This is a genomic window from Pseudomonas nicosulfuronedens, from assembly GCF_005877905.1.
Classification (GTDB): domain Bacteria; phylum Pseudomonadota; class Gammaproteobacteria; order Pseudomonadales; family Pseudomonadaceae; genus Pseudomonas; species Pseudomonas nicosulfuronedens.
In genome coordinates this window covers 96,919-116,142 of sequence record NZ_SWDV01000029.1, presented here as the reverse complement: position 1 = coordinate 116,142, position 19,224 = coordinate 96,919, and the positions used below count along the sequence as shown (strand labels likewise).

At 64.8% G+C, this 19,224-nt stretch carries 13 protein-coding genes and 1 pseudogene; 7 read left to right on the top strand and 7 right to left on the bottom strand.

The genetic code is table 11. The features are described 5' to 3' along the window. From FAS41_RS21230 to gshB, 7 genes and pseudogenes are all read right to left on the bottom strand, one after another. Window positions 1-227, bottom strand: a pseudogene (locus FAS41_RS21230) (hypothetical protein); the annotation flags it as partial. Beyond that, window positions 224-943: a MarR family transcriptional regulator gene (locus tag FAS41_RS21225; protein ID WP_138525401.1), complete on the bottom strand. Its 720-nt coding sequence runs from the start codon at window positions 941-943 to the stop codon at window positions 224-226. The gene FAS41_RS21225 and the pseudogene FAS41_RS21230, both read right to left, overlap by 4 nt. A gap of 225 nt (window positions 944-1,168) precedes the next feature. Continuing rightward, window positions 1,169-1,489, bottom strand: a complete 321-nt coding sequence (locus FAS41_RS21220; protein ID WP_138525400.1) for a hypothetical protein — start codon at window positions 1,487-1,489, stop codon at window positions 1,169-1,171. Between the two features lie 492 nt (window positions 1,490-1,981). Continuing rightward, complete coding sequence (gene ruvX, locus FAS41_RS21215; protein WP_138525399.1) at window positions 1,982-2,419, bottom strand: Holliday junction resolvase RuvX; 438 nt, start codon at window positions 2,417-2,419, stop codon at window positions 1,982-1,984. Next, entirely contained in the window at window positions 2,416-2,985 is a 570-nt protein-coding gene (locus FAS41_RS21210) for a YqgE/AlgH family protein (protein ID WP_138525398.1), read from the bottom strand. The genes ruvX and FAS41_RS21210 overlap by 4 nt, the downstream gene beginning before the upstream one ends. A gap of 75 nt (window positions 2,986-3,060) precedes the next feature. After that, window positions 3,061-3,954, bottom strand: a complete 894-nt coding sequence (locus tag FAS41_RS21205; protein WP_138525397.1) for an energy transducer TonB — start codon at window positions 3,952-3,954, stop codon at window positions 3,061-3,063. Between the two features lie 56 nt (window positions 3,955-4,010). After that, window positions 4,011-4,973 (bottom strand): glutathione synthase, encoded by a 963-nt coding sequence (gene gshB / locus FAS41_RS21200; protein ID WP_017520129.1) that lies wholly within the window; start codon window positions 4,971-4,973, stop codon window positions 4,011-4,013. A 281-nt stretch (window positions 4,974-5,254) separates the two neighbouring features. Between gshB and pilG the strand changes: the two genes are divergently transcribed. The 7 genes from pilG to FAS41_RS21165 all read left to right on the top strand — a co-directional run bounded on the left by pilG (window position 5,255) and on the right by FAS41_RS21165 (window position 19,213). Next, a complete protein-coding gene (gene pilG, locus FAS41_RS21195) occupies window positions 5,255-5,662 on the top strand; it encodes a twitching motility response regulator PilG (protein WP_015475142.1) in 408 nt (135 codons plus the stop codon). 46 nt (window positions 5,663-5,708) lie between these two features. Beyond that, entirely contained in the window at window positions 5,709-6,074 is a 366-nt protein-coding gene (gene pilH / locus FAS41_RS21190) for a twitching motility response regulator PilH (protein ID WP_024766237.1), read from the top strand. 54 nt (window positions 6,075-6,128) lie between these two features. Next, the gene (locus tag FAS41_RS21185) at window positions 6,129-6,665 is read left to right on the top strand and encodes a chemotaxis protein CheW (RefSeq protein WP_017520132.1); all 537 of its coding nucleotides are present in this window, start codon (window positions 6,129-6,131) and stop codon (window positions 6,663-6,665) included. 83 nt (window positions 6,666-6,748) lie between these two features. Next, a complete protein-coding gene (locus FAS41_RS21180) occupies window positions 6,749-8,797 on the top strand; it encodes a methyl-accepting chemotaxis protein (RefSeq protein WP_045212954.1) in 2,049 nt (682 codons plus the stop codon). 62 nt (window positions 8,798-8,859) lie between these two features. Next, the gene (locus FAS41_RS21175) at window positions 8,860-9,723 is read left to right on the top strand and encodes a protein-glutamate O-methyltransferase (protein ID WP_138525396.1); all 864 of its coding nucleotides are present in this window, start codon (window positions 8,860-8,862) and stop codon (window positions 9,721-9,723) included. Window positions 9,724-9,747: 24 nt separating this feature from the next. Next, on the top strand, window positions 9,748-18,186 hold the full coding sequence (locus FAS41_RS21170; RefSeq protein WP_138525395.1) for an Hpt domain-containing protein: 8,439 nt from the start codon (window positions 9,748-9,750) through the stop codon (window positions 18,184-18,186). Further along, window positions 18,179-19,213 carry a chemotaxis protein CheB gene (locus FAS41_RS21165; protein WP_138525394.1) on the top strand — a complete coding sequence of 345 codons (1,035 nt, stop codon included), beginning with the start codon at window positions 18,179-18,181 and terminating at the stop codon, window positions 19,211-19,213. Before FAS41_RS21170 ends, FAS41_RS21165 begins: the two co-directional genes overlap by 8 nt. The last annotated feature ends 11 nt before the right edge of the window (window positions 19,214-19,224 follow it).

Below are 19,224 nucleotides of genomic sequence, written 5' to 3'. Positions count from 1 at the left end.
TTTTGCGCCAGGCGGTGTGTCAGCTTTTCCCATGCGGCAATACCCGCCAGCTCTATCACCAGATCAACGTCTTCGGTAAAGCGAATGTCTTCGAACACGGCATTATCCGTGACCAGCATTGCTGTCGTGGTGCCGCCTACAAAGGCTACCTCCGCGAGAAGTTCGTCTCCTAACCCGTCCGCAACGAACTCGATCATCTGATAGATGTGACTGACATTCGACGTCATAACCCCATCCCAGCTTTTAACAGATCAACTGCAACCTTGCTTTCCCTGGGGCCTCCCACGCGTATCGCATCGGCGAGCGCTAGGTAGTGATACAGCGTCCGATCTTTTTTGACTGCCTCAGGTACTGATTTATATAACGGCTCAATGGCCTGTCCCCTTTCTTTACCCAGAGGGTCCGGCCAAACAGGTATCAGGTCCCCCGCACTTTTCAGGTGCTTGGCCAGTGCCGGTGCTGCAAATCCGGTCGGGATGCCGCGCACGATTGCGCCCAGTCTTACGGGGAAGAAGAACTTCAGTGCGTACTCTGCAATGCCTAGCAGCGCTCGACGGTTAACTCTGGGTAATGAGGTCTCGAAATCATTGATTAGCAGGCCTGCTTCACGGCACCGACCGATAGAGTTTGAAATCTCGCTTTTGCTCAGGCCCAAAGAGGCCGAAAGCGCTCTGAGCGAATAGCCTTCTGCCCAGCTGGAAAATTTTGGCAAGGGTTGCGGGTCATCCCACCCCTCCCAGCTTTCCGAGCCCTGCTCCTCCCAAGCCTCAGGGGAAGAGTCGAATAGCGCCCAGTCGGGATGGCGTGTCGGTAGGCCATCCGCGACGGCATAGCGATCGGCGACGAAGTCCAGGGTCAGAGAGGGGCCCTGCGCCGCCTCGCTTTCTTCTTGAGCGTGCAGACTGGCCATCTTGAACAGCAGGAAAATATCTTGACTCTTCATTGGTTGGCTCTTTTTTGATGTCCACGGTCCATGGAATGTGGACATCTAATGCTTGAGGAAAAGCAGATAGTCAAGACTCTTAGGGTAGGTGAGAGCCCTCGAAAGTCATGTGCGCGGCCGTTTTCGGCTGGTGTGGGGCGCTCTTCAGAAGCTGGATCGCAATGGATGCTCGATGCTTCCAATAAAAATCCCCGGCGTGCCGGGGATTTTCTACAAGCTCAGTTCTCAAGCGCGTCGATGCTTTTTCTCGAAGTCGGCCTGGTACAGCGATTGCGCATCGGAGGCCAGCAAGAGCAGGGCGCGGCTGATCAGGAAAACGTTGCTGATCGGTGCATCGTCCTGATCGATTCTTTCCAGCACGGACAGCAGGTCGATCACCGCGCTCAGCCTGTCTATCGCTGCTTCATACAAGGCATCAGTAGGCGCATTGGTATTCAGGTATAGCGTGGCATCGCGGGAGATGTAGCAATGTTGTGATGCCGTTGCCAGCGGGATAAAGCCGTGGGTGGCGGGATGTGCGGGTGGCGTATGATTGGCGTCAGCCATGGTCAGCTCCTTAATGGTCAGCTCCTTAAGAGCCGATTGTGGTTAGCGGCCTCAGGGTGCTCGAACACCTTGGGGTCGCGTCTTTTTGCGGTATCGCAAAACTCCTTTTTGATCCGCGCCATTCGGCAGTTCTGGGATCATATCTATGTTGGTACGCAGCATCCGCTGGTAGGGCGACTCTTTGCGAACGCGCCTTTAATGAGCGGGGTACTGAAGAGAATATGTCGTTATTTTATCGCTGCAGTCGGCACAGCTGCATGCTTGAAAGCGGGTTCCACCGTATCCTGCAAAGCCTTGGGAAATGGCTGACGAGGTTCCCTATTGGCTGTCGGTAAGGCGATTCCTGAGGGCGAGCGGTAAAGGTTGGTGCTGGCCGAGAGGGTGCAGGATTGGGGCGATGCGGTGGGCGCGAACTCGCGTTGGCTTCGCAGTCGACGACTTCAAGCATGGCATGAAGCGCCGGGATGACTGAGAGAAATGGACTGCCTGGGATCAAGCAGGGGTGTTCTCCGCCAGCCAGCCCTCCAGCAGCAGGGCGGCGGCCAGGGCGTCCACCGGGCGCTCGCGGTAGCCACCCGTCTGGCCCTGGGCCAGGCGTTCGCCCTTGGCGGCGTAGGTGGTCAGGCGTTCGTCGTGGGTGTGTACCGGCAGGTTGTAGCGGCCGTGCAGGCGGCGGGCGAACTTCTCGGCGCGCTCGCTCATGTCGCTGGGGGTGCCGTCCATGTTCAGCGGCAGGCCGACGACGATGGCGTCGGGCTGCCATTCCTTGATCAGGGCTTCCACGCGGTTCCAGTCCGGCACGCCGTTCTGTGCCTTGAGCACGCAGAGTTCGCGGGCCTGGCCGGTGATGGCCTGGCCGACGGCGACGCCGATCTGCTTGGTGCCGTAGTCGAAACCCAGGAGCAGGCGCAGGGGTTTGCTGCTCATCAGGCGTGCCCGGCCTGGGCGGTGAGCAGGCTGAGGTTGACCCCCAGGCGCTCGGCGGCCGCCGATAGGCGCTGTTCGGCCGGCACTTCGAAGAGTACCGCAGGGTCGGCGGGGCAGGTCAGCCAGGCGTTGTCGGCCAGTTCGGCTTCCAGCTGGCCGGCTTCCCAGCCCGCATAGCCGAGGGTGATGAGGTGCTGCGCGGGCCCGCTGCCGTCGGCGATGGCGAACAGCACGTCCTGGGAAGTGGAGAGCGACAGCTCGCCCAGCTCCAGGGTGGCCTGGTAGCTGCGCCCGGCAGGGTGCAGGACGAAGCCGCGATCGGTCTGTACCGGCCCGCCGGTATAGATGGTAACGCCCTGGCAGCGCACCGGCGGCAATTCATCCGGGCGCAATTGTTCGAGCACATCGGCGAGGCTCAGGCCGCTGGGGCGATTGATGATCAGGCCCATGGCACCCTGCTCGTTGTGCTCCACGAGGTAGGTGACGGTCTGGGCAAAGTTGGAATCCGCCATGTGCGGCATGGCGATCAGGAAATGGTGCTTGAGGTAGCTGGCGGCTGTGCTTTTCATGCCGGCTAGTTTCAGGCCTGGGGGCCAAAGGGACAAGACTTGAAAGCATCAGCCGGCGCTATCCGGTGCGCGGCTTCAGTTGCTGGACAGGCGGTCACCGCGCTCGAAGCGCCAGGTGCGGATGATTTCCAGGCGGTCGATGTCGTTCAGATCACCCGAGAAGGGCGCGAAGGGCGCGGCCAGTCGCACGATGCGCTGGGCGGCCTGATCGAGCAGGGGCTGGCCGGAGGATTCCAGTACCTGGACTTCATAGAGGGAGCCGTCGCGGTTGATCGACACCAGCAGACGCAGGTTGCCGTAGATGCGCTGCCGACGGGCTTCGTCCGGGTAATTGAGGTTGCCGATGCGCTCGATCTTCTTGCGCCACTCTTCCTTGTACCAGGCGCCTTTGTCGCGCATGGTCGAGGCGGCGCTCAGGCGGTGAATGCGCGGGCGCTTGGCGTAGGCCTGCTGCTCACGGGCGAGGTCGGCCTCGAGGCTGGAGATTTCTGCCGACAGCTGGCTGGAGTCGAACTGCGGCGCCGGCTTGGCGACGGTCTCGGCCTTGGGCGTCTGCTGTTTGGTCTGCACCTTGTCCGGGCGCGGGGTGCGGGTGGCGACGGCGGCCTTGGGCGCTTCCGGGCTCTTGGCCTGGCGCGGGGTGGCCGGCGGCGAGACTTTCTTGACCTCGGTGTCCTGGAATGGCGCCTGCTCGGTGGTCTTGGGGATCGCCTTGTGTTCCAGGGTGCCGCTGCCCTGCTGGTTCATCTGGGCGAGGTAGTCGGCCTTTTCCGGCGCCTTGTCGCTCTTGAAGCTGGCCAGGGTAATTTCCAGGGTTTTGCTCAACTGGCTGGGGCTGGGCATGGTGAAGCCCACCCCCAGCAGCACGGCCACGTGCAGGATGGCCGCAACGAACAGGGTGAAACCCAGACGGTCCGCCGGACGTACGCCGGAGGACACGGGGAAGTCTTGGTGGGTTGCAGCGTTCATTGCGGGTCGCGTAGGCCAGGGTGGGGCGGAAGTCTGCCGACGAGGCTTATAAAAGTCTATGACGCACTGCGCGCCTTGAGCTTTTCGTCGATGACTGCCATCAGTCTCTCACCGATGCGCGTGTCGTAGGCTGCATCGATCTCGCGGATGCAGGTCGGGCTGGTGACGTTGATCTCGGTGAGGTTCTCGCCGATCACGTCCAGGCCGACGAACAGCAGGCCGCGCTTGCGCAGTTCCGGGCCGACCTGGGCGGCGATCCAGCGGTCGCGCTCGGTCAGCGGCTGGGCCACGCCACGACCGCCGGCGGCCAGGTTGCCGCGGGTCTCGCCCTGGGCGGGAATGCGCGCCAGGCAGTATTCCACCGGCTCACCGTCGATCATCAGGATGCGCTTGTCGCCGTCCTTGATGGCCGGCAGGTAGCGCTGCGCCATGACCTGTTCCTGGCCGTGGCGGGTCAGGGTCTCGAGGATCACCGAGAGGTTCGGGTCGCCTTCGCGGTGGCGGAAGATCATCGATCCGCCCATGCCATCCAGGGGTTTGAGAATGATGTCACGATGCTCCGCGGCGAATTCGCGGAGAATGTCGGACCGGCGGCTCACCACCGTCGGTGGCGCGCACTGCGGGAACAGCGTGGCGAAGTACTTCTCGTTGCAGTCACGCAGGCTCTGCGGCTTGTTGACGATGAGGGTGCCGGCGGTTTCAGCCTGTTCCAGCAGGTAGGTGGAGTAGACGAACTCGTTGTCGAAGGGCGGGTCCTTGCGCATCAGGATCACGTCCAGGTCCGACAGCGGTTGGTCGACTTCCTCTTCCAGTTCGAACCAGTGGGCCGGATCGTAGAACACCTTGAGCGGGCGCATGCGGCCACGGGCGACGTTCTCTTTCTGGTAAAGGTCCTGCTGTTCCATATAGAAGAGCTGCCAACCACGGGCCTGGGCGGCCAGCAACATGGCCAGCGAGCTGTCCTTCTTGAAACTGATCTGCGCGATGGGGTCCATCACGATCCCGAGGCGTACGCTCATGGGATGTCCTCCTAGGGGAAATTCGTCGGCTTGGGGCTGCGACTCGGGGTCGCGCCGCAAAGGCTGAAAATGGACGCTCAGGGTGGCGCTGGATGTGCGCTCGGTCAAGGAAAAAGCCTGCGCGTTCGGGGTCTTATGGCCTGAATTTGCTGGGCGTGGTAAAGATTCTGACGATTGTGGTAAAAGGTTCCCACGATTGGGTCGCAGCCCGACGGTGGCAGGGCGCTTGCGCACTGAAATAAAAAGCGGAAAAACGACTCACCGAGATGGTAAGGGCGAACATGGAACAGCATTCCGACGGTTTGAAAGTAATGGTGATCGACGATTCCAAGACGATTCGTCGCACGGCTGAAACCCTGCTGAAGAAAGTCGGCTGCGATGTCATTACAGCCATCGACGGCTTCGACGCGCTGGCCAAGATCGCCGATACCCATCCCAGCATCATCTTCGTTGACATCATGATGCCGCGCCTGGATGGCTATCAGACCTGCGCCCTGATCAAGAACAACAGTGCATTCAAATCCACGCCGGTGATCATGCTGTCCTCCAAGGACGGCCTGTTCGACAAGGCCAAGGGTCGCATCGTCGGTTCCGATCAGTACCTCACCAAGCCCTTCAGCAAGGAAGAACTGCTCGGCGCGATCAAGACCCATGTGCCCGACTTCACCCCGGTGGAGCACGCTTCCTGAAGTCCGGCGCGAGCGCCGGTGACGCCTATTCCGTATGGGGACCACAATGGCTCGAATTCTGATTGTTGATGACTCGCCGACCGAGATGTACAAGCTGACCGCGATGCTGGAAAAGCACTCGCACCAGGTACTCAAGGCCGAAAATGGCGCCGATGGCGTGGCCCTTGCTCGCCAGGAAAAGCCCGACGTCGTCCTGATGGACATCGTCATGCCCGGCCTGAACGGCTTCCAGGCGACCCGTCAGCTGTCCAAGGACCCGGAAACCAGCGCGATTCCGGTGATCATCGTCACCACCAAGGACCAGGAGACCGACAAGGTCTGGGGCAAGCGCCAGGGCGCTCGCGACTACCTGACCAAGCCGGTGGACGAAGAGACACTGCTCAAGACCATCAATTCGGTGCTGGCCGGCTGATACAGCCGTACCTGCACGACCAGAACATAATTATTAGAGAAGGCCAGGGCCGGCATGGCGGAAGTCCAGAGTCCTTTCGAGGTTCTCGTCCAGATCGATCAGCGCTGTCGTCAGCTGGCCGCGGGTCTGCCCGCGCAGCGCGAGGTGGTGCAGAGCTGGAACGGTATCGGCTTTCGCATGGCTGGGCGCCTGTTCGTGGCGCCCATGGGGGAGGTCGGCGAGGTTCTTCACGAACCGCGCTACACTTTGCTGCCCGGTGTCCGTGACTGGGTGAAGGGGGTCGCCAACGTGCGCGGCCGCCTGTTGCCGATCATGGACCTGTGCGGTTTCCTCGGCGCGGAGCTTTCGCCTCTGCGCAAACAGCGGCGCGTGCTCGTCGTGGAACACCAGGAAGTCTTCGCCGGCCTCATCGTCGATGAGGTGTTCGGCATGCAGCACTTCCCGGTGGACACCTTCTCCGAGCAGCTGCCGCCCCTCGAAGCGGTCCTGCAACCCTTTATTCATGGCGTCTTCCACCGGGAGCAACCCTGGCTCGTGTTCAGTCCGCATGCGCTGGCTCAACACCCGGGGTTCCTGGATGTCGCCAGCTAGCGTTTGACCGGTTGGGCCGGCGTTGCCGGCCCTTGTTGTGACATGGAATTCGTAATCGTGGTGGGTCCAGGCGGGGGCCGAATATGAAAAATATAAAGGCAGGCAGTCTTTTTTCGGGTGCGCGTAGCAGCTCGCTGATCCTCGGACTCTTCGTGGTCCTGATCGTGGCGATCGTCTTGCTGTTCGCCAACTTCGCTTACCTCAACACCCAGGCGAACCACGACAAGCAGTACATCGGCCATGCCGGCGAACTGCGCGTGCTGTCCCAGCGTATCGCCAAGAACGCCACGGAAGCCGCGGCGGGCAAGGCGGAGGCGTTCAAGCTGCTGAAAGAAGCGCGCAACGACTTCGAGAAGCGCTGGAACATCCTCTCCAAGGGTGACGAGAGCACCGGCCTGCCGCCGAGCCCGGATTCGGTACAACCGCAGATGGCGGATGTGCAGAAGGACTGGGACACCCTGCGCAAGAACGCCGACTCCATCCTCGCCAGCGAACAGACCGTACTGTCCCTGCACCAGGTAGCCGCGACCCTCGCCGAAACCATCCCGCAGCTGCAGGTGGAGTACGAAGAGGTCGTCGACATCCTGCTGGAAAACGGCGCCCCGGCCGACCAGGTCGCGGTAGCCCAGCGCCAGTCGCTGCTGGCCGAACGTATCCTCGGCTCGGTGAACAAGGTGCTGGCCGGTGACGAGAACTCGGTGCAGGCCGCCGACAGCTTCGGCCGTGACGCCAGCCTCTTCGGCCGCGTACTCAAGGGCATGAAGGAAGGCAACGCGGCGATGAGCATCTCCAAGGTGACCAACGCCGAAGCGGTGGATCGCCTCAACGAGATCGCCGAACTCTTCGAATTCGTGTCCGGCTCGGTGGATGAGATCCTCGAGACCTCCCCGGAACTGTTCCAGGTCCGTGAAGCCGCCAACACCATCTTCGGTGGCTCGCAGACTCTGCTGGACAAGGCTTCCAGCCTCGCCGCCGGCTTCGAGAACCTGGCCGAAGGCCGTGTGTTCAACCAGGTCGCCAGCGCCGCGCTGGGTATCATCGCCCTGGGCGCAATCATCCTCATCGGCCTGGTGATGGTGCGTGAGACCAACCGCCGACTGGCCGAGACCGCCGAGAAGAACGAGCGTAACCAGGCGGCGATTCTGCGACTGCTCGACGAAATCGCCGACCTCGCCGACGGTGACCTGACGGTGGCCGCGACGGTAACCGAGGACTTCACCGGTGCGATCGCGGACTCCATCAACTACTCCATCGACCAGCTCCGAGAGCTGGTGGAAACCATCAACCTGACCGCCGTGCAGGTGGCCGCCGCCGCCCAGGAAACCCAGGCCACCGCCATGCACCTGGCCGAGGCTTCCGAGCACCAGGCACAGGAAATCGCCGGCGCCTCCGCCGCGATCAACGAAATGGCCGTGTCCATTGACCAGGTATCGGCGAACGCCTCCGAGTCCTCGGCGGTAGCGGAACGTTCCGTAGCCATCGCCAACAAGGGCAACGAAGTGGTGCACAACACCATCACCGGCATGGACAACATCCGTGAGCAGATCCAGGACACCTCGAAGCGGATCAAGCGCCTCGGTGAATCGTCCCAGGAGATCGGTGACATCGTAAGCCTGATCAACGACATCGCCGACCAGACCAACATCCTCGCCCTGAACGCCGCGATCCAGGCGTCCATGGCGGGCGACGCGGGCCGCGGCTTCGCCGTGGTAGCGGACGAAGTACAGCGTCTGGCGGAACGTTCTTCCGCAGCGACCAAGCAGATCGAAGCGCTGGTTAAGACCATTCAGACCGACACCAACGAAGCGGTGATCTCGATGGAACAGACCACCTCCGAGGTGGTCCGCGGTGCCCGCCTGGCGCAGGACGCCGGTGTGTCCCTGGAAGAGATCGAGAAGGTATCCAAGACCCTGGCAGCGTTGATCCAGAACATTTCCAACGCCGCCCGTCAGCAGGCCTCCTCCGCCGGCCACATTTCCAACACCATGAACGTGATCCAGGAGATCACCTCGCAGACCTCTGCCGGTACCACCGCTACTGCGCGCAGCATTGGTAACCTGGCCAAGATGGCCGGCGAGATGCGCCACTCCGTATCCGGCTTCAAACTGCCGGACACCGCCGAACAGGCCTGAGCAGAGGAGGTGCGCTGCTCTTTGCCGGGTAGCGCACGACAATCTTGAGCGAGGGGCGCGACATGCAGGCAAGTGGCGTCTGGTCGTTGCAGCCGTTGGCCGACATGTCGGCCGCGGACTTCCGCGACTGGCAGGCACTGTTGGAAGACCGGACCGGCGTCGTGGTCAACGAGCAGCGCCGTGCCTTCCTGCAGACCAGCCTGGGCGCGCGGATGCGCGAACTGGGTATCGCCGACTATGGCACCTATTACCGCCAGGTCACTGACGGCCCACGCGGCGCCGTCGAGTGGTCGAACCTGCTGGACCGCCTCACCGTTCAGGAAACCCGTTTCTTTCGCCACAAGGCATCCTTCGACGTGCTGGAGAGCTTCCTGCTCCGGCGCCTCGCAGAGGTCGGCCCGAGCCGGCCACTGGCCTTGTGGAGCGTCGGCTGTTCCAGTGGCGAGGAGCCTTACTCCCTCGCCATGGTGGCCGCCAAGGTACTGGAAGATGCAGGTCTGGCGCCGCTGTTCGGCGTGACCGGCACCGACATCAGCCTCAATGCCCTGAACCGGGCGCGCGAGGCGAGCTACGCGGCACGCAAGCTGGAGGATATCGACCCGGAACTGGCCACGCGCTACTTCAGCGCGCAGGATGACGGTCGATACCGTGTGATACCCGATCTCGCCGGGCGCGTCTGTTGCGCGCGGCTGAATGTGCTGGAACTGGCCAAGGCGCCAATGTCCGGCATGGACGTGATTTTTTGCCAGAACCTGCTGATCTATTTCCGCCGCTGGCGGCGGCGGGAAATCCTCAATCGCCTGGCCGAGCGGCTGGCGCCTGGGGGGCTGCTGGTGATCGGAGTGGGCGAGGTCGCCGATTGGCACCACCCGCTGCTCGAACCGGTCGCCGATGAGCGCGTTCTGGCCTTTACCCGGAAGGGATGACACAGACACATGAGTGGAGTGGCTATGGGTGATCGGCACGATTATGTCGCCCTGGAATGGGTAAAAGGCGAGATTGCCGAAACGCTCAAGCAGGCGCGGCAAGCCCTCGAATCCTACGTCGAGAACCCTCAGGACCCGACGCGGATGGGCTTTTGCCTGGCCTATATCCACCAGGTGCGCGGCACGCTGCAGATGGTGGAGTTCTACGGCGCGGCCCTGCTCGCCGAGGAAATGGAGTACCTGACCCAGGCGCTGATCGACGGCAAGACGTCCAGCCAGAGCGAAGCGCTGGAAGTGCTGATGCAGGCCATTCTGCAGCTGCCTGCCTACCTGGAGCGCATCCAGAGCGCCCGCCGCGACCTGCCGCTGGTGGTGCTGCCGCTGCTCAACGACCTGCGCACCGCCCGCGGCGAGAAGCTGCTGTCGGAAACCAGCCTGTTCTCCCCCGACCTGTCCCGCGAATCCCCGGTGCTGCCGGTGGACGCCCTGGCGCGCCTGCGCACCGCTGAACTGCCGGCGCTGCTGCGCAAGCTGCGGCAGATGCTGCAGGTCGCCCTGGTCGGCGTCATCCGCAACCAGGACCTGCCGACCAACCTGGGCTACCTGGCGCGCGTCTTCGCCCGCCTCGAGTCCCTGTGCAAGGACGCCCCGCTGGGCCGCCTGTGGGTGATCGCTTCGGCGATGATCGAAGGCCTGGCCAACGGCAGCATCGCCAACGGCACCTCGGTGCGTAACCTGCTGCGCCAGGTCGACCGCGAGTTCAAGCGCCTGGTCGACCAGGGCGCCGACGCCATGAACCAGCCGGCGCCGGAAGAGCTGATCAAGAACCTGCTGTTCTATGTGGCCAAGGCCTCCGACCACTCGCCGCGCGTGCGGGCGGTGAAGGACGAGTACCGCCTGGACGACGCCCTGCCGGGTGCAGCCCTGGTGGACGAGGAACGTGCCCGTCTCGCCGGCCCCGACCGCGACGCCATGCGCTCGGTCGTTGGCGCGCTGTGCGAGGAGCTGGTGCGGGTCAAGGACAGCCTCGACCTCTTCGTGCGCAGCGATCGCAGCGGCGTGAACGAGCTGGGCAGCCTGCTGGCACCGCTCAAGCAGATTGCCGACACCCTCGCCGTGCTGGGCTTCGGCCAGCCGCGCAAGGTTATCCTCGACCAGATCGACGTGGTCAGCGCGCTCGCCCACGGCCAGCGCCAGCCCAACGACGCCACCCTGATGGATGTCGCCGGTGCGCTGCTCTATGTCGAGGCCACGCTGGCCGGCATGGTCGGCCCGAGCGAAGAGCCGGGCAGCGAAGAGAACGTCCTGCCGACCACCGACGTCGAGCAGATCCACCAGGTGGTGATCAAGGAAGCGCGCAACGGCCTGGAACTGGCCAAGGACGCGATCATCGAGTTCATCGCCTCGCAGTGGAACCACGAGCACCTGGCCCGCGTGCCGGAACTGCTCACGCAGGTTCGTGGTGGCCTGGCGATGATCTCCCAGGAACGTGCGGCGAAACTGCTGGAAAACTGCAATCGCTACATCCAGGAACAGCTGCTGGTGCGCCAGGCCGTGCCGGACTGGCACAGCCTGGACACCCTGGCCGACGCCATCACCAGTGTCGAGTACTACCTCGAGCGCCTGTCGGAAGACCACAACACCCAGGGCGACATGATCCTCGACGTGGCCGAGGAGAGCCTGGACAGCCTGGGCTACTCGCTCAAGCCGCGTCCGTCGATCCTCGATGCCGAGCCGAGCGCCTTCGCGCCCGCTCCGCTGGACAATCCGCTGGACGAGATCGACGTGCTGGCCGCCCAGCCGCTGGCCGAACCGACCGAAGCCGTGCCGGTGGAAGCGGTGCCGGAACTGGCCGCGCCGGTGGAAATCGCCGACAGCTTTGAACCGTCCAGCTTCGAGGCAGCTCCGCTTGAGGAGCCGTCGTACGAACAGCCAGCCCAGCTGGCTCCGCTCGAAGAGCTGGCTCCGGCCGAAGAACCGATCCTGGACCTGGCCGACATTGACGCGCCGCAACCCGCCGTCGAGAGCGCAGAGAGCTTCTCCTTCGCGCCGGTCGCCGAGCCTGCTGCCGTGGAAGAGCCTTCGCTGCTGGCCGATTTCGACCTCCCTGTGGAGCCCGAAGAGCAGCCTGCCGGCGAAGTCGAATCCAGCTTTACCTTCGAACCCCTGGAGCTGGACTCCGGCCTGCCTCCCGCCGAGCCCACCGCCGAACCGGGTGCCTGGACCCTCGACGACGTCGAGCCGCTGGCCGCTTCTGCCGTCCCGGACGAATCGAGCGCGCCGACCGCCACCCTGGAGCCGGAAAGCCTCAGCTGGGACATCGAGCTGGAGCCGGCTGCACCAATTACCGACACCACCCTGGCAGACCAAGGCTGGTCGCTGGACGACAGCCACAAGGCCGACAGCATCGAGTTCAGCCTCGAAACGCTGGAAGAAGCCCCTGCGCAACCGCAGACCGATGAGCTGAGCTGGAGCCTCGACGACGCCGTTCCACTGGCCGAGGCACCGCGCATCGACGAACCGGTACAGGCGGAGTCCCCGGTTACCGAACAGACCTGGGAAGCCCTGGATCTGTCCATGGCACCGAGCGAAACCCCGGCAGCCCCGGAACTGCTCGAAGACTTTGCCAGCCTGCCGTCGCTGGAGGCCACTCCGGCCCCGGTGGACGAGCTGAGCTGGGACATGGAGTCGCTCACCCCAACCGGCGAGAAGCCCGCCGAGGAAGACTGGTTCAGCATCGACCTGAGCCAGCCGGCTGCCGAATCGCCCGCGCCTTCCCTGGAGCTTGACGAAAGCTTCGCCAGCCTGGAAGCGCACGAACCCGCCCCGCTGGCGACCCTGGAGTCCCTGGACGACCTGAGCTTCGATGCCCAGCCCGTCACCGATGCGCCGTCCACAGCCGAAGCTTCGCTGGTCAGCGATGACAACTGGACGCTGGGCGAGCTGAGCGAACCGACCGCGCTGGACGCCGGCGTCGATCTCAGTCTCGACGCGCCGCTGCAACTGGAGCCGCTGGAGCCGCTGGCCGAAGCCGAAACGCCGTCGTTCCAGGCCCAAGCCTGGAGCGACGAGAACATCGCCGACCTGGACCTGCCGGAAGTCGAGCTGCCCAGCCCGCCGGCGGAGCTCGAGCCGGCCGCCGAGGCACCGGCCAAGCCGTTGTCCCTGGCCGAAGTCATGGCTGCTCCGGTGCAGGCGATCAACCCGCCTGCCCAGGATGTGCCCCCCAGCCTGCTGCCACCGCCCGCCGACGAAGAACCGATCGACGAAGAGCTGCGCGAAGTCTTCATCGAAGAGGCCGGTGAAGTGCTGGAGACCATCGGTGAACACCTGCCGACCTGGCTGGCCAATACCGATGACCGCGACTCGCTGACCGAAATCCGCCGTGCCTTCCATACCCTCAAGGGCAGTGGCCGGATGGTCCGTGCGCTGGTGATCGGCGAGCTGGCCTGGTCCATCGAAAACCTGCTCAACCGTGTGCTGGACCGTAGCATCGTCGCCTCGCCGGCTGTGTTGCAGGTCATCCAGGATGTGGTCGCGCTGCTGCCCGAACTGGTCGACGAGTATGCCGCCAGCGCCCAGCGTCAGCGCGACGATGTCGACCGCCTGGCCGCCACCGCCCACGCCCTGGCCAAAGGGCAGCCGGTACCGCCGCCCGGCGGCGGGTTGCCGGAGTCGGCGCCGCAGGTCGAGGACATCACCCCCGAGCTGGCTGAAGTCGAGGAAATTGCGGCGCAAGCAGCCAACGAAGGTCTCGACGAAAGCCTCGATCCGCAGTTGCTCGAGATCTTCCGCAACGAAGCGGAAGCCCATCTGGAAACCCTGGTCGGCTTCCTTGCCGATTGCGCGCAGCAGCTGCCGCAGCCGGTGACCGACGACCTGCAGCGCGCCCTGCACACGCTCAAGGGCAGCGCTCACATGGCCGGCATCCTGCCGATCGCCGAAATCGCCACGCCGCTGGAGCGGCTGGTGAAGGAGTTCAAGACCAACCTGTTGCAGGTCGACCTGCGCGAGGCCGAGCTGCTGCACGCCGCCGAAGGCCTGTTCCGCGTCGGTCTCGACCAGCTCGTCGAAGGCCGTCCGCTGGCACCCATCGAGGGCAGCCCGGAGCTGCTGGCGCGCATCGCGCAGATCCACCAGGAACGCCTGGAGGCCGCCGAGGCCAAGCGTCGCGGTGAAAGTGGCGAAGGCAGCGGCAACGACCCGCAGATGATCGGCATGTTCCTCGCCGAGGGCATGGACATCCTGCTCGACGCCGAGGATCTGCTGCGCCGTTGGCGCGAGCACCCGCAGGAGCGCCACGAACTGGGCGCCCTCTACGACGAACTGGAAACCCTCAGCCGTGGCGCACAGATGGCCGAGCTGCCGCAGATGGCAGAACTCGCCGACGCGCTGCTGGCTGTCTACGGCGCCGTGCGCCAGGGTCGCCTGGAAACCGGCGATGCGTTCTTCTCCGCCGCTGAAGCCGCCCACGAGGCGCTGATCGGCATGATGGACCAGGTGGCCGCCGCCCTGCAGGTCAGCGCTCGCCCGGAACAGGTCGAAGCGCTGCACCGCCTGCTGGACGCTCCGGTCACTGCTCCCGAGGAGATTGCGAACGAGCTGCAGGACGCCTCGGACATCGAGTTCGTCGACCTGGAAAGCCTGACCGCCGACGACTTCCCGGCCGAGGACGAAGAATTCCTTCTCGACAGCCGCCAAGTGGACGACGACAACCTGCCTGACGGCCTGAGCTGGTCGGCGCGGGGTGACAACGACGGCGCCCCGCGCGGTGCTGCCGACGATGACGACGATGACGTCATCACCGCCGAGACGCCACATGCCCATCCGGCCCCGCAGCAACCGCCGCGCGCGCTGGACGAGGAAATGGTGGCGATCTTCCTCGAAGAGGCGGTCGACATCCTGGATAACGCCGGCCAGGCGCTGGACCAATGGTTGGCCTCGCCCGAAGGGCTCGCCGCACTTTCGACCCTGCAACGCGACCTGCACACCCTCAAGGGTGGTGCGCGCATGGCGGAAATCCGCGAAATCGGCGACCTGTCCCACGAACTCGAATCGCTCTACGAAGGCCTGCTGGACCATCGCTTCCAGCACAGCCCACCGCTGGGCGAGCTGCTGCGCACCTGCCACGATCGCCTGGCGACCCAGCTCGACCAGCTGCAGGCTGGCCAGGCGCTGACCGATCCGGCCGACCTGGTGCAGACCATCCGCACCTTCCGCCAGAATCCGGCTGCCGGCCTGAATCTGCCGCAGGCTCTGGCGGCGCAGCAGGAAGCCGTGGCTGAGCAGGAAGAAACCCTCGAGCTGCCGCCAGTCATCGAAACCGAGATCGAGCTGGAGCTGCCCACCGAGGCGGCGCCGGAAGCTGAAGCTGTCGAAACCGTCGAAGCTTTTACCCCAGAAGACCGCGAACCCGACAGCATCGACCTGGAGAGCAGCGTTCCCGATGCCGCGGTCGAGCCGCAGCAGCAATCCGCCTCGGAAGACCTCGACCTGCAGGCCTTCCTCGACCAGGCCGAAGCTGAAATCGCCGAGTCGTCGCAGGCTGAGCCGGAGGTCATCGAGCCCGCTGCACCGGTCGCTAGCGCGGAAGTCGCGGGCGTGCAGGACAGCGAGTACGAGCTGGCTGAAGACCGCGACCTGGAACTGGTGGAAATCTTCCTCGAGGAAGGTTTCGACATCCTCGAAAGCTCCTCCGGTGCCCTGCACCGCTGGATGGAAAGCCCCGACAACAGCGTCGAACTGGAAGCGCTGCAACGCGACCTGCACACCCTCAAGGGCGGCGCGCGGATGGCCGAGATCCGCCCCATTGGCGACCTCTCCCATGAGCTGGAATTCCTCTACGAAGGCCTCTGCGGTGGCCGCCTGCGTGCCAGTCCGACACTCTTCGAGCTGCTGCAGCGCTGCCACGACCGTCTCGCCGAGATGCTCGAAGCGGTCCAGCAGCATCGCCGGATTCCGGGAGGTGAATCGCTGATCGATGCGATCCACCGATTTCGTGCCAACCCCGAAGAACAACTGAGCATTCCCAGCAGCGTCAGCCTGCACGCGATCAGCTCCACCCCTGCCGCGCCGGAAGGCCCGGAAGCCGACATCCTGGATATCTTCCTGGAAGAGGCGGACGACCTGCTTGAAGGCATGGAACAGGCCCTGGGCCGCTGGGACGCCGAGCGTGAGAACGGTGCGCTCGACGAGCTGCTGCGCATTCTCCATACCCTCAAGGGCGGTGCGCGCCTGGCTGGCCAGACCAGCCTGGGCGACCTGGCCCATGACCTCGAACAGCACCTGAGCGAAGCCCAGCAACAGGGCGCGCCCTGGCCGGAAAGCCTGCTGATGGACGCGCAGTCCGGCTTCGAAGGCCTGCAGGCCGAAGTCGACCAGCTGCGCCTGCACCTGGGTGAAGTCGAGACTGCCGATAGCCAGCACGAAGACCTCGCCGAGGAGCCGATCGCCGAACAGCCGGCCCCGGTGAGCCTGCCGGCATTGCCCGAAGCCATCATGGCCGCGGCCGTGCCGCAGCGCGTCGACGCGCCGGTGGTGCTGCCCTTCGTTCGCCGTGCCCAGGAAGCCGCCCAGGAAGCCGCTGCGCGCCGCGCGCCGCAGGAGCTGGTGAAGGTGCCCGCGCAACTGCTCGAAGGCCTGGTCAACCTTGCCGGTGAGACCTCGATCTTCCGTGGTCGCGTCGAGCAGCAGGTGAGCGACGTCGGTTCGACCCTGGGCGAGATGGACGCCACCATCGAGCGGGTTCGCGATCAGCTGCGCCGCCTCGATACCGAAACCCAGGCGCAGATCCTCTCGCGCCACCAGGCCGACGCCGAGCGCGCCGGCTATGAAGAGTTCGACCCGCTGGAAATGGACCGCTACTCGCAGCTGCAGCAGCTTTCGCGCGCACTGTTCGAGTCCGCTTCCGACCTCTTCGACCTCAAGGAAACCCTGGCTGCCAAGAACCGCGACGCCGAGACCCTGCTGCTGCAACAGGCGCGGGTCAACACCGAGCTGCAGGAAGGCTTGATGCGCACCCGCATGGTGCCCTTCGACCGCCTGGTGCCGCGCCTGCGCCGGATCGTCCGTCAGGTGGCTAGCGAGCTGGGCAAGCAGGTCGAGTTCGTGGTCAGCAACGCCGAAGGCGAGATGGACCGTACCGTGCTCGAACGCATCGTCGCGCCGCTGGAGCACATGCTGCGCAACGCGGTCGACCACGGCATCGAGTCCGGCGAGGCGCGGCGCATCGCCGGCAAGCCGGAGCAGGGCACCATTCGCCTGACCCTGGGCCGCGAGGGTGGCGACATCCTCCTGACCCTGGCCGACGATGGCGCTGGCGTTCGCCTGGAAGCCGTGCGCCGCAAGGCCATCGAACGCGGCCTGATGACCGACGACAGCGAGCTGAACGACCACGAGGTGCTGCAGTTCATCCTCGAGGCCGGTTTCAGTACCGCCGAGAAAGTCACGCAGATTTCCGGCCGTGGTGTGGGCATGGACGTGGTGAACTCCGAGGTGAAACAGCTCGGCGGTTCCATGAGCATCCATTCCAGCGTCGGCGAAGGCACGAAGTTCGACATCCGCCTGCCGTTCACCGTGTCGGTGAACCGCGCGCTGATGGTGCTCTCCGGCGAGGACCTGTATGCCCTGCCGCTGAACACCATCGAAGGTATCGTGCGAGTCTCCCCTTACGAGCTGGAAGCCCTCTACGAGCAGGCTGCCGCCGACGAGACCGGCGCCGCGCCGAGCTTCGAGTACGCGGGCCAGAGCTATGAACTGAAATACCTGGGCGACCTGCTCAACAACGGCCAGCATCCCAAGCTGGTCGGGCAGTCGCTGCCCTTGCCGGTGATCCTCGTGCGCTCGGCAGACCATGCGGTCGCGGTGCAGGTGGATGCCCTGGCGGGCTCGCGCGAAATCGTGGTGAAGAGCCTCGGTGCGCAGTTCGCCGGCGTCAGCGGCATCTCCGGCGCGACTATCCTCGGTGACGGTCGCGTGGTGGTGATTCTCGACCTGCTGGCGACCATCCGCGTGCTCCATGCGCAGCTGGTCCAGCATGCCCCGCGCCGCCAGCTGGCCGGCCCGACCGCTGCGGACATCGAGCACCAGCGCCCGACTCTGGTCATGGTGGTGGACGACTCGGTCACCGTGCGCAAGGTCACCAGCCGCCTGCTGGAGCGCAACGGCATGAACGTGCTCACCGCCAAGGACGGGGTGGACGCCATCGCCCAGCTGCAGGAACACAAGCCCGACATCATGCTGCTGGACATCGAGATGCCGCGCATGGACGGCTTCGAAGTGGCCACCCTGGTGCGCCACGATGAACAGCTGAAGGACCTGCCGATCATCATGATTACCTCCCGTACCGGCGAGAAGCACCGCGACCGTGCCCTGGCCATCGGCGTCAACCAGTACCTGGGCAAGCCGTACCAGGAATCCGAGCTGCTGGAGAACATCCACAAGCTGGTGAAGGCCCATGTCTGAGCAGAGCACGCCGCGGATCGCGGTGATTGCCGATACCTCGCTGCAACGCCACGTGCTGGCGCAGGCCCTGGCCGGCCATGGCTACCAGGTGGTGCTCAATGCCGACCCGGCGCGCCTTGAAAGTGACCAGTTGGACGCCTGCGAGACCGACCTGTGGCTCGTCGACCTGGCGCAGCAGGAAGACTCGCCGCTGGTGGACAACCTGCTGGAACAGTCGCGGGTGCCCGTGCTGTTCGGCGAAGGCCATGCGCCGGAGCGGCATTCCGAACATTACCCACGCTGGGAACGCCGCCTGGTGTCCAAGCTGCGCAAGCTGGTAGGCGACCCCAGCGCTGGCGTCGGCCGCAGCCTGGCGGCTTTGCTCGACGAGGCGCAGCGCCCGAGCCGTGTGGCGCTGCCCGACGACCTCGCCGCCTCGCCGCTGAAAGCCGGCGAGCCTGCTGCGCAGGTCTGGTTGCTGGCCGCCTCGCTCGGCGGCCCGGCGGCGGTGAAGACTTTTCTCGATGCGCTGCCCGGCGGCCTGCCGGTGGGTTTCCTGTATGCCCAGCACATCGACGCTTCCTTCGAGGCGAACCTGCCGCAAGCGGTCGGTCGCCACAGTCAGTGGCACGTCAATACCGTGCGCGACGGCGATCCGGTGCGCTGCGGCGAAGTCGTGGTCGTGCCGATCTCCCGCGAGCTGGGCTTCGACGCCTCGGCGCGCATGCGCGTGGAAGAGCGCAGCTGGCCGGAGCCCTACAGCCCGTCCATCGACCAGATGATGCTCAACCTCGCCCAGCAATACGGCGAGCGTTGCGGTGTGATCGTGTTCAGCGGCATGTGCAGCGATGGCAGCGCCGCCGCGGCCTACGTCCGCCGGCAGGGTGCACCGATCTGGACCCAGCGCGCCGACAGCTGCGCCTGTTCCAGCATGCCCGACAGCCTGCGCGAAGGCGGCTACAGCACCCTTTCTGGCGACCCGCGCGAACTCGCGGCGGCGCTGGTCAATCATCTCGCCGAACAATGCGTCGGCGCAGTTACGCAGTGAGATAAGGCCCG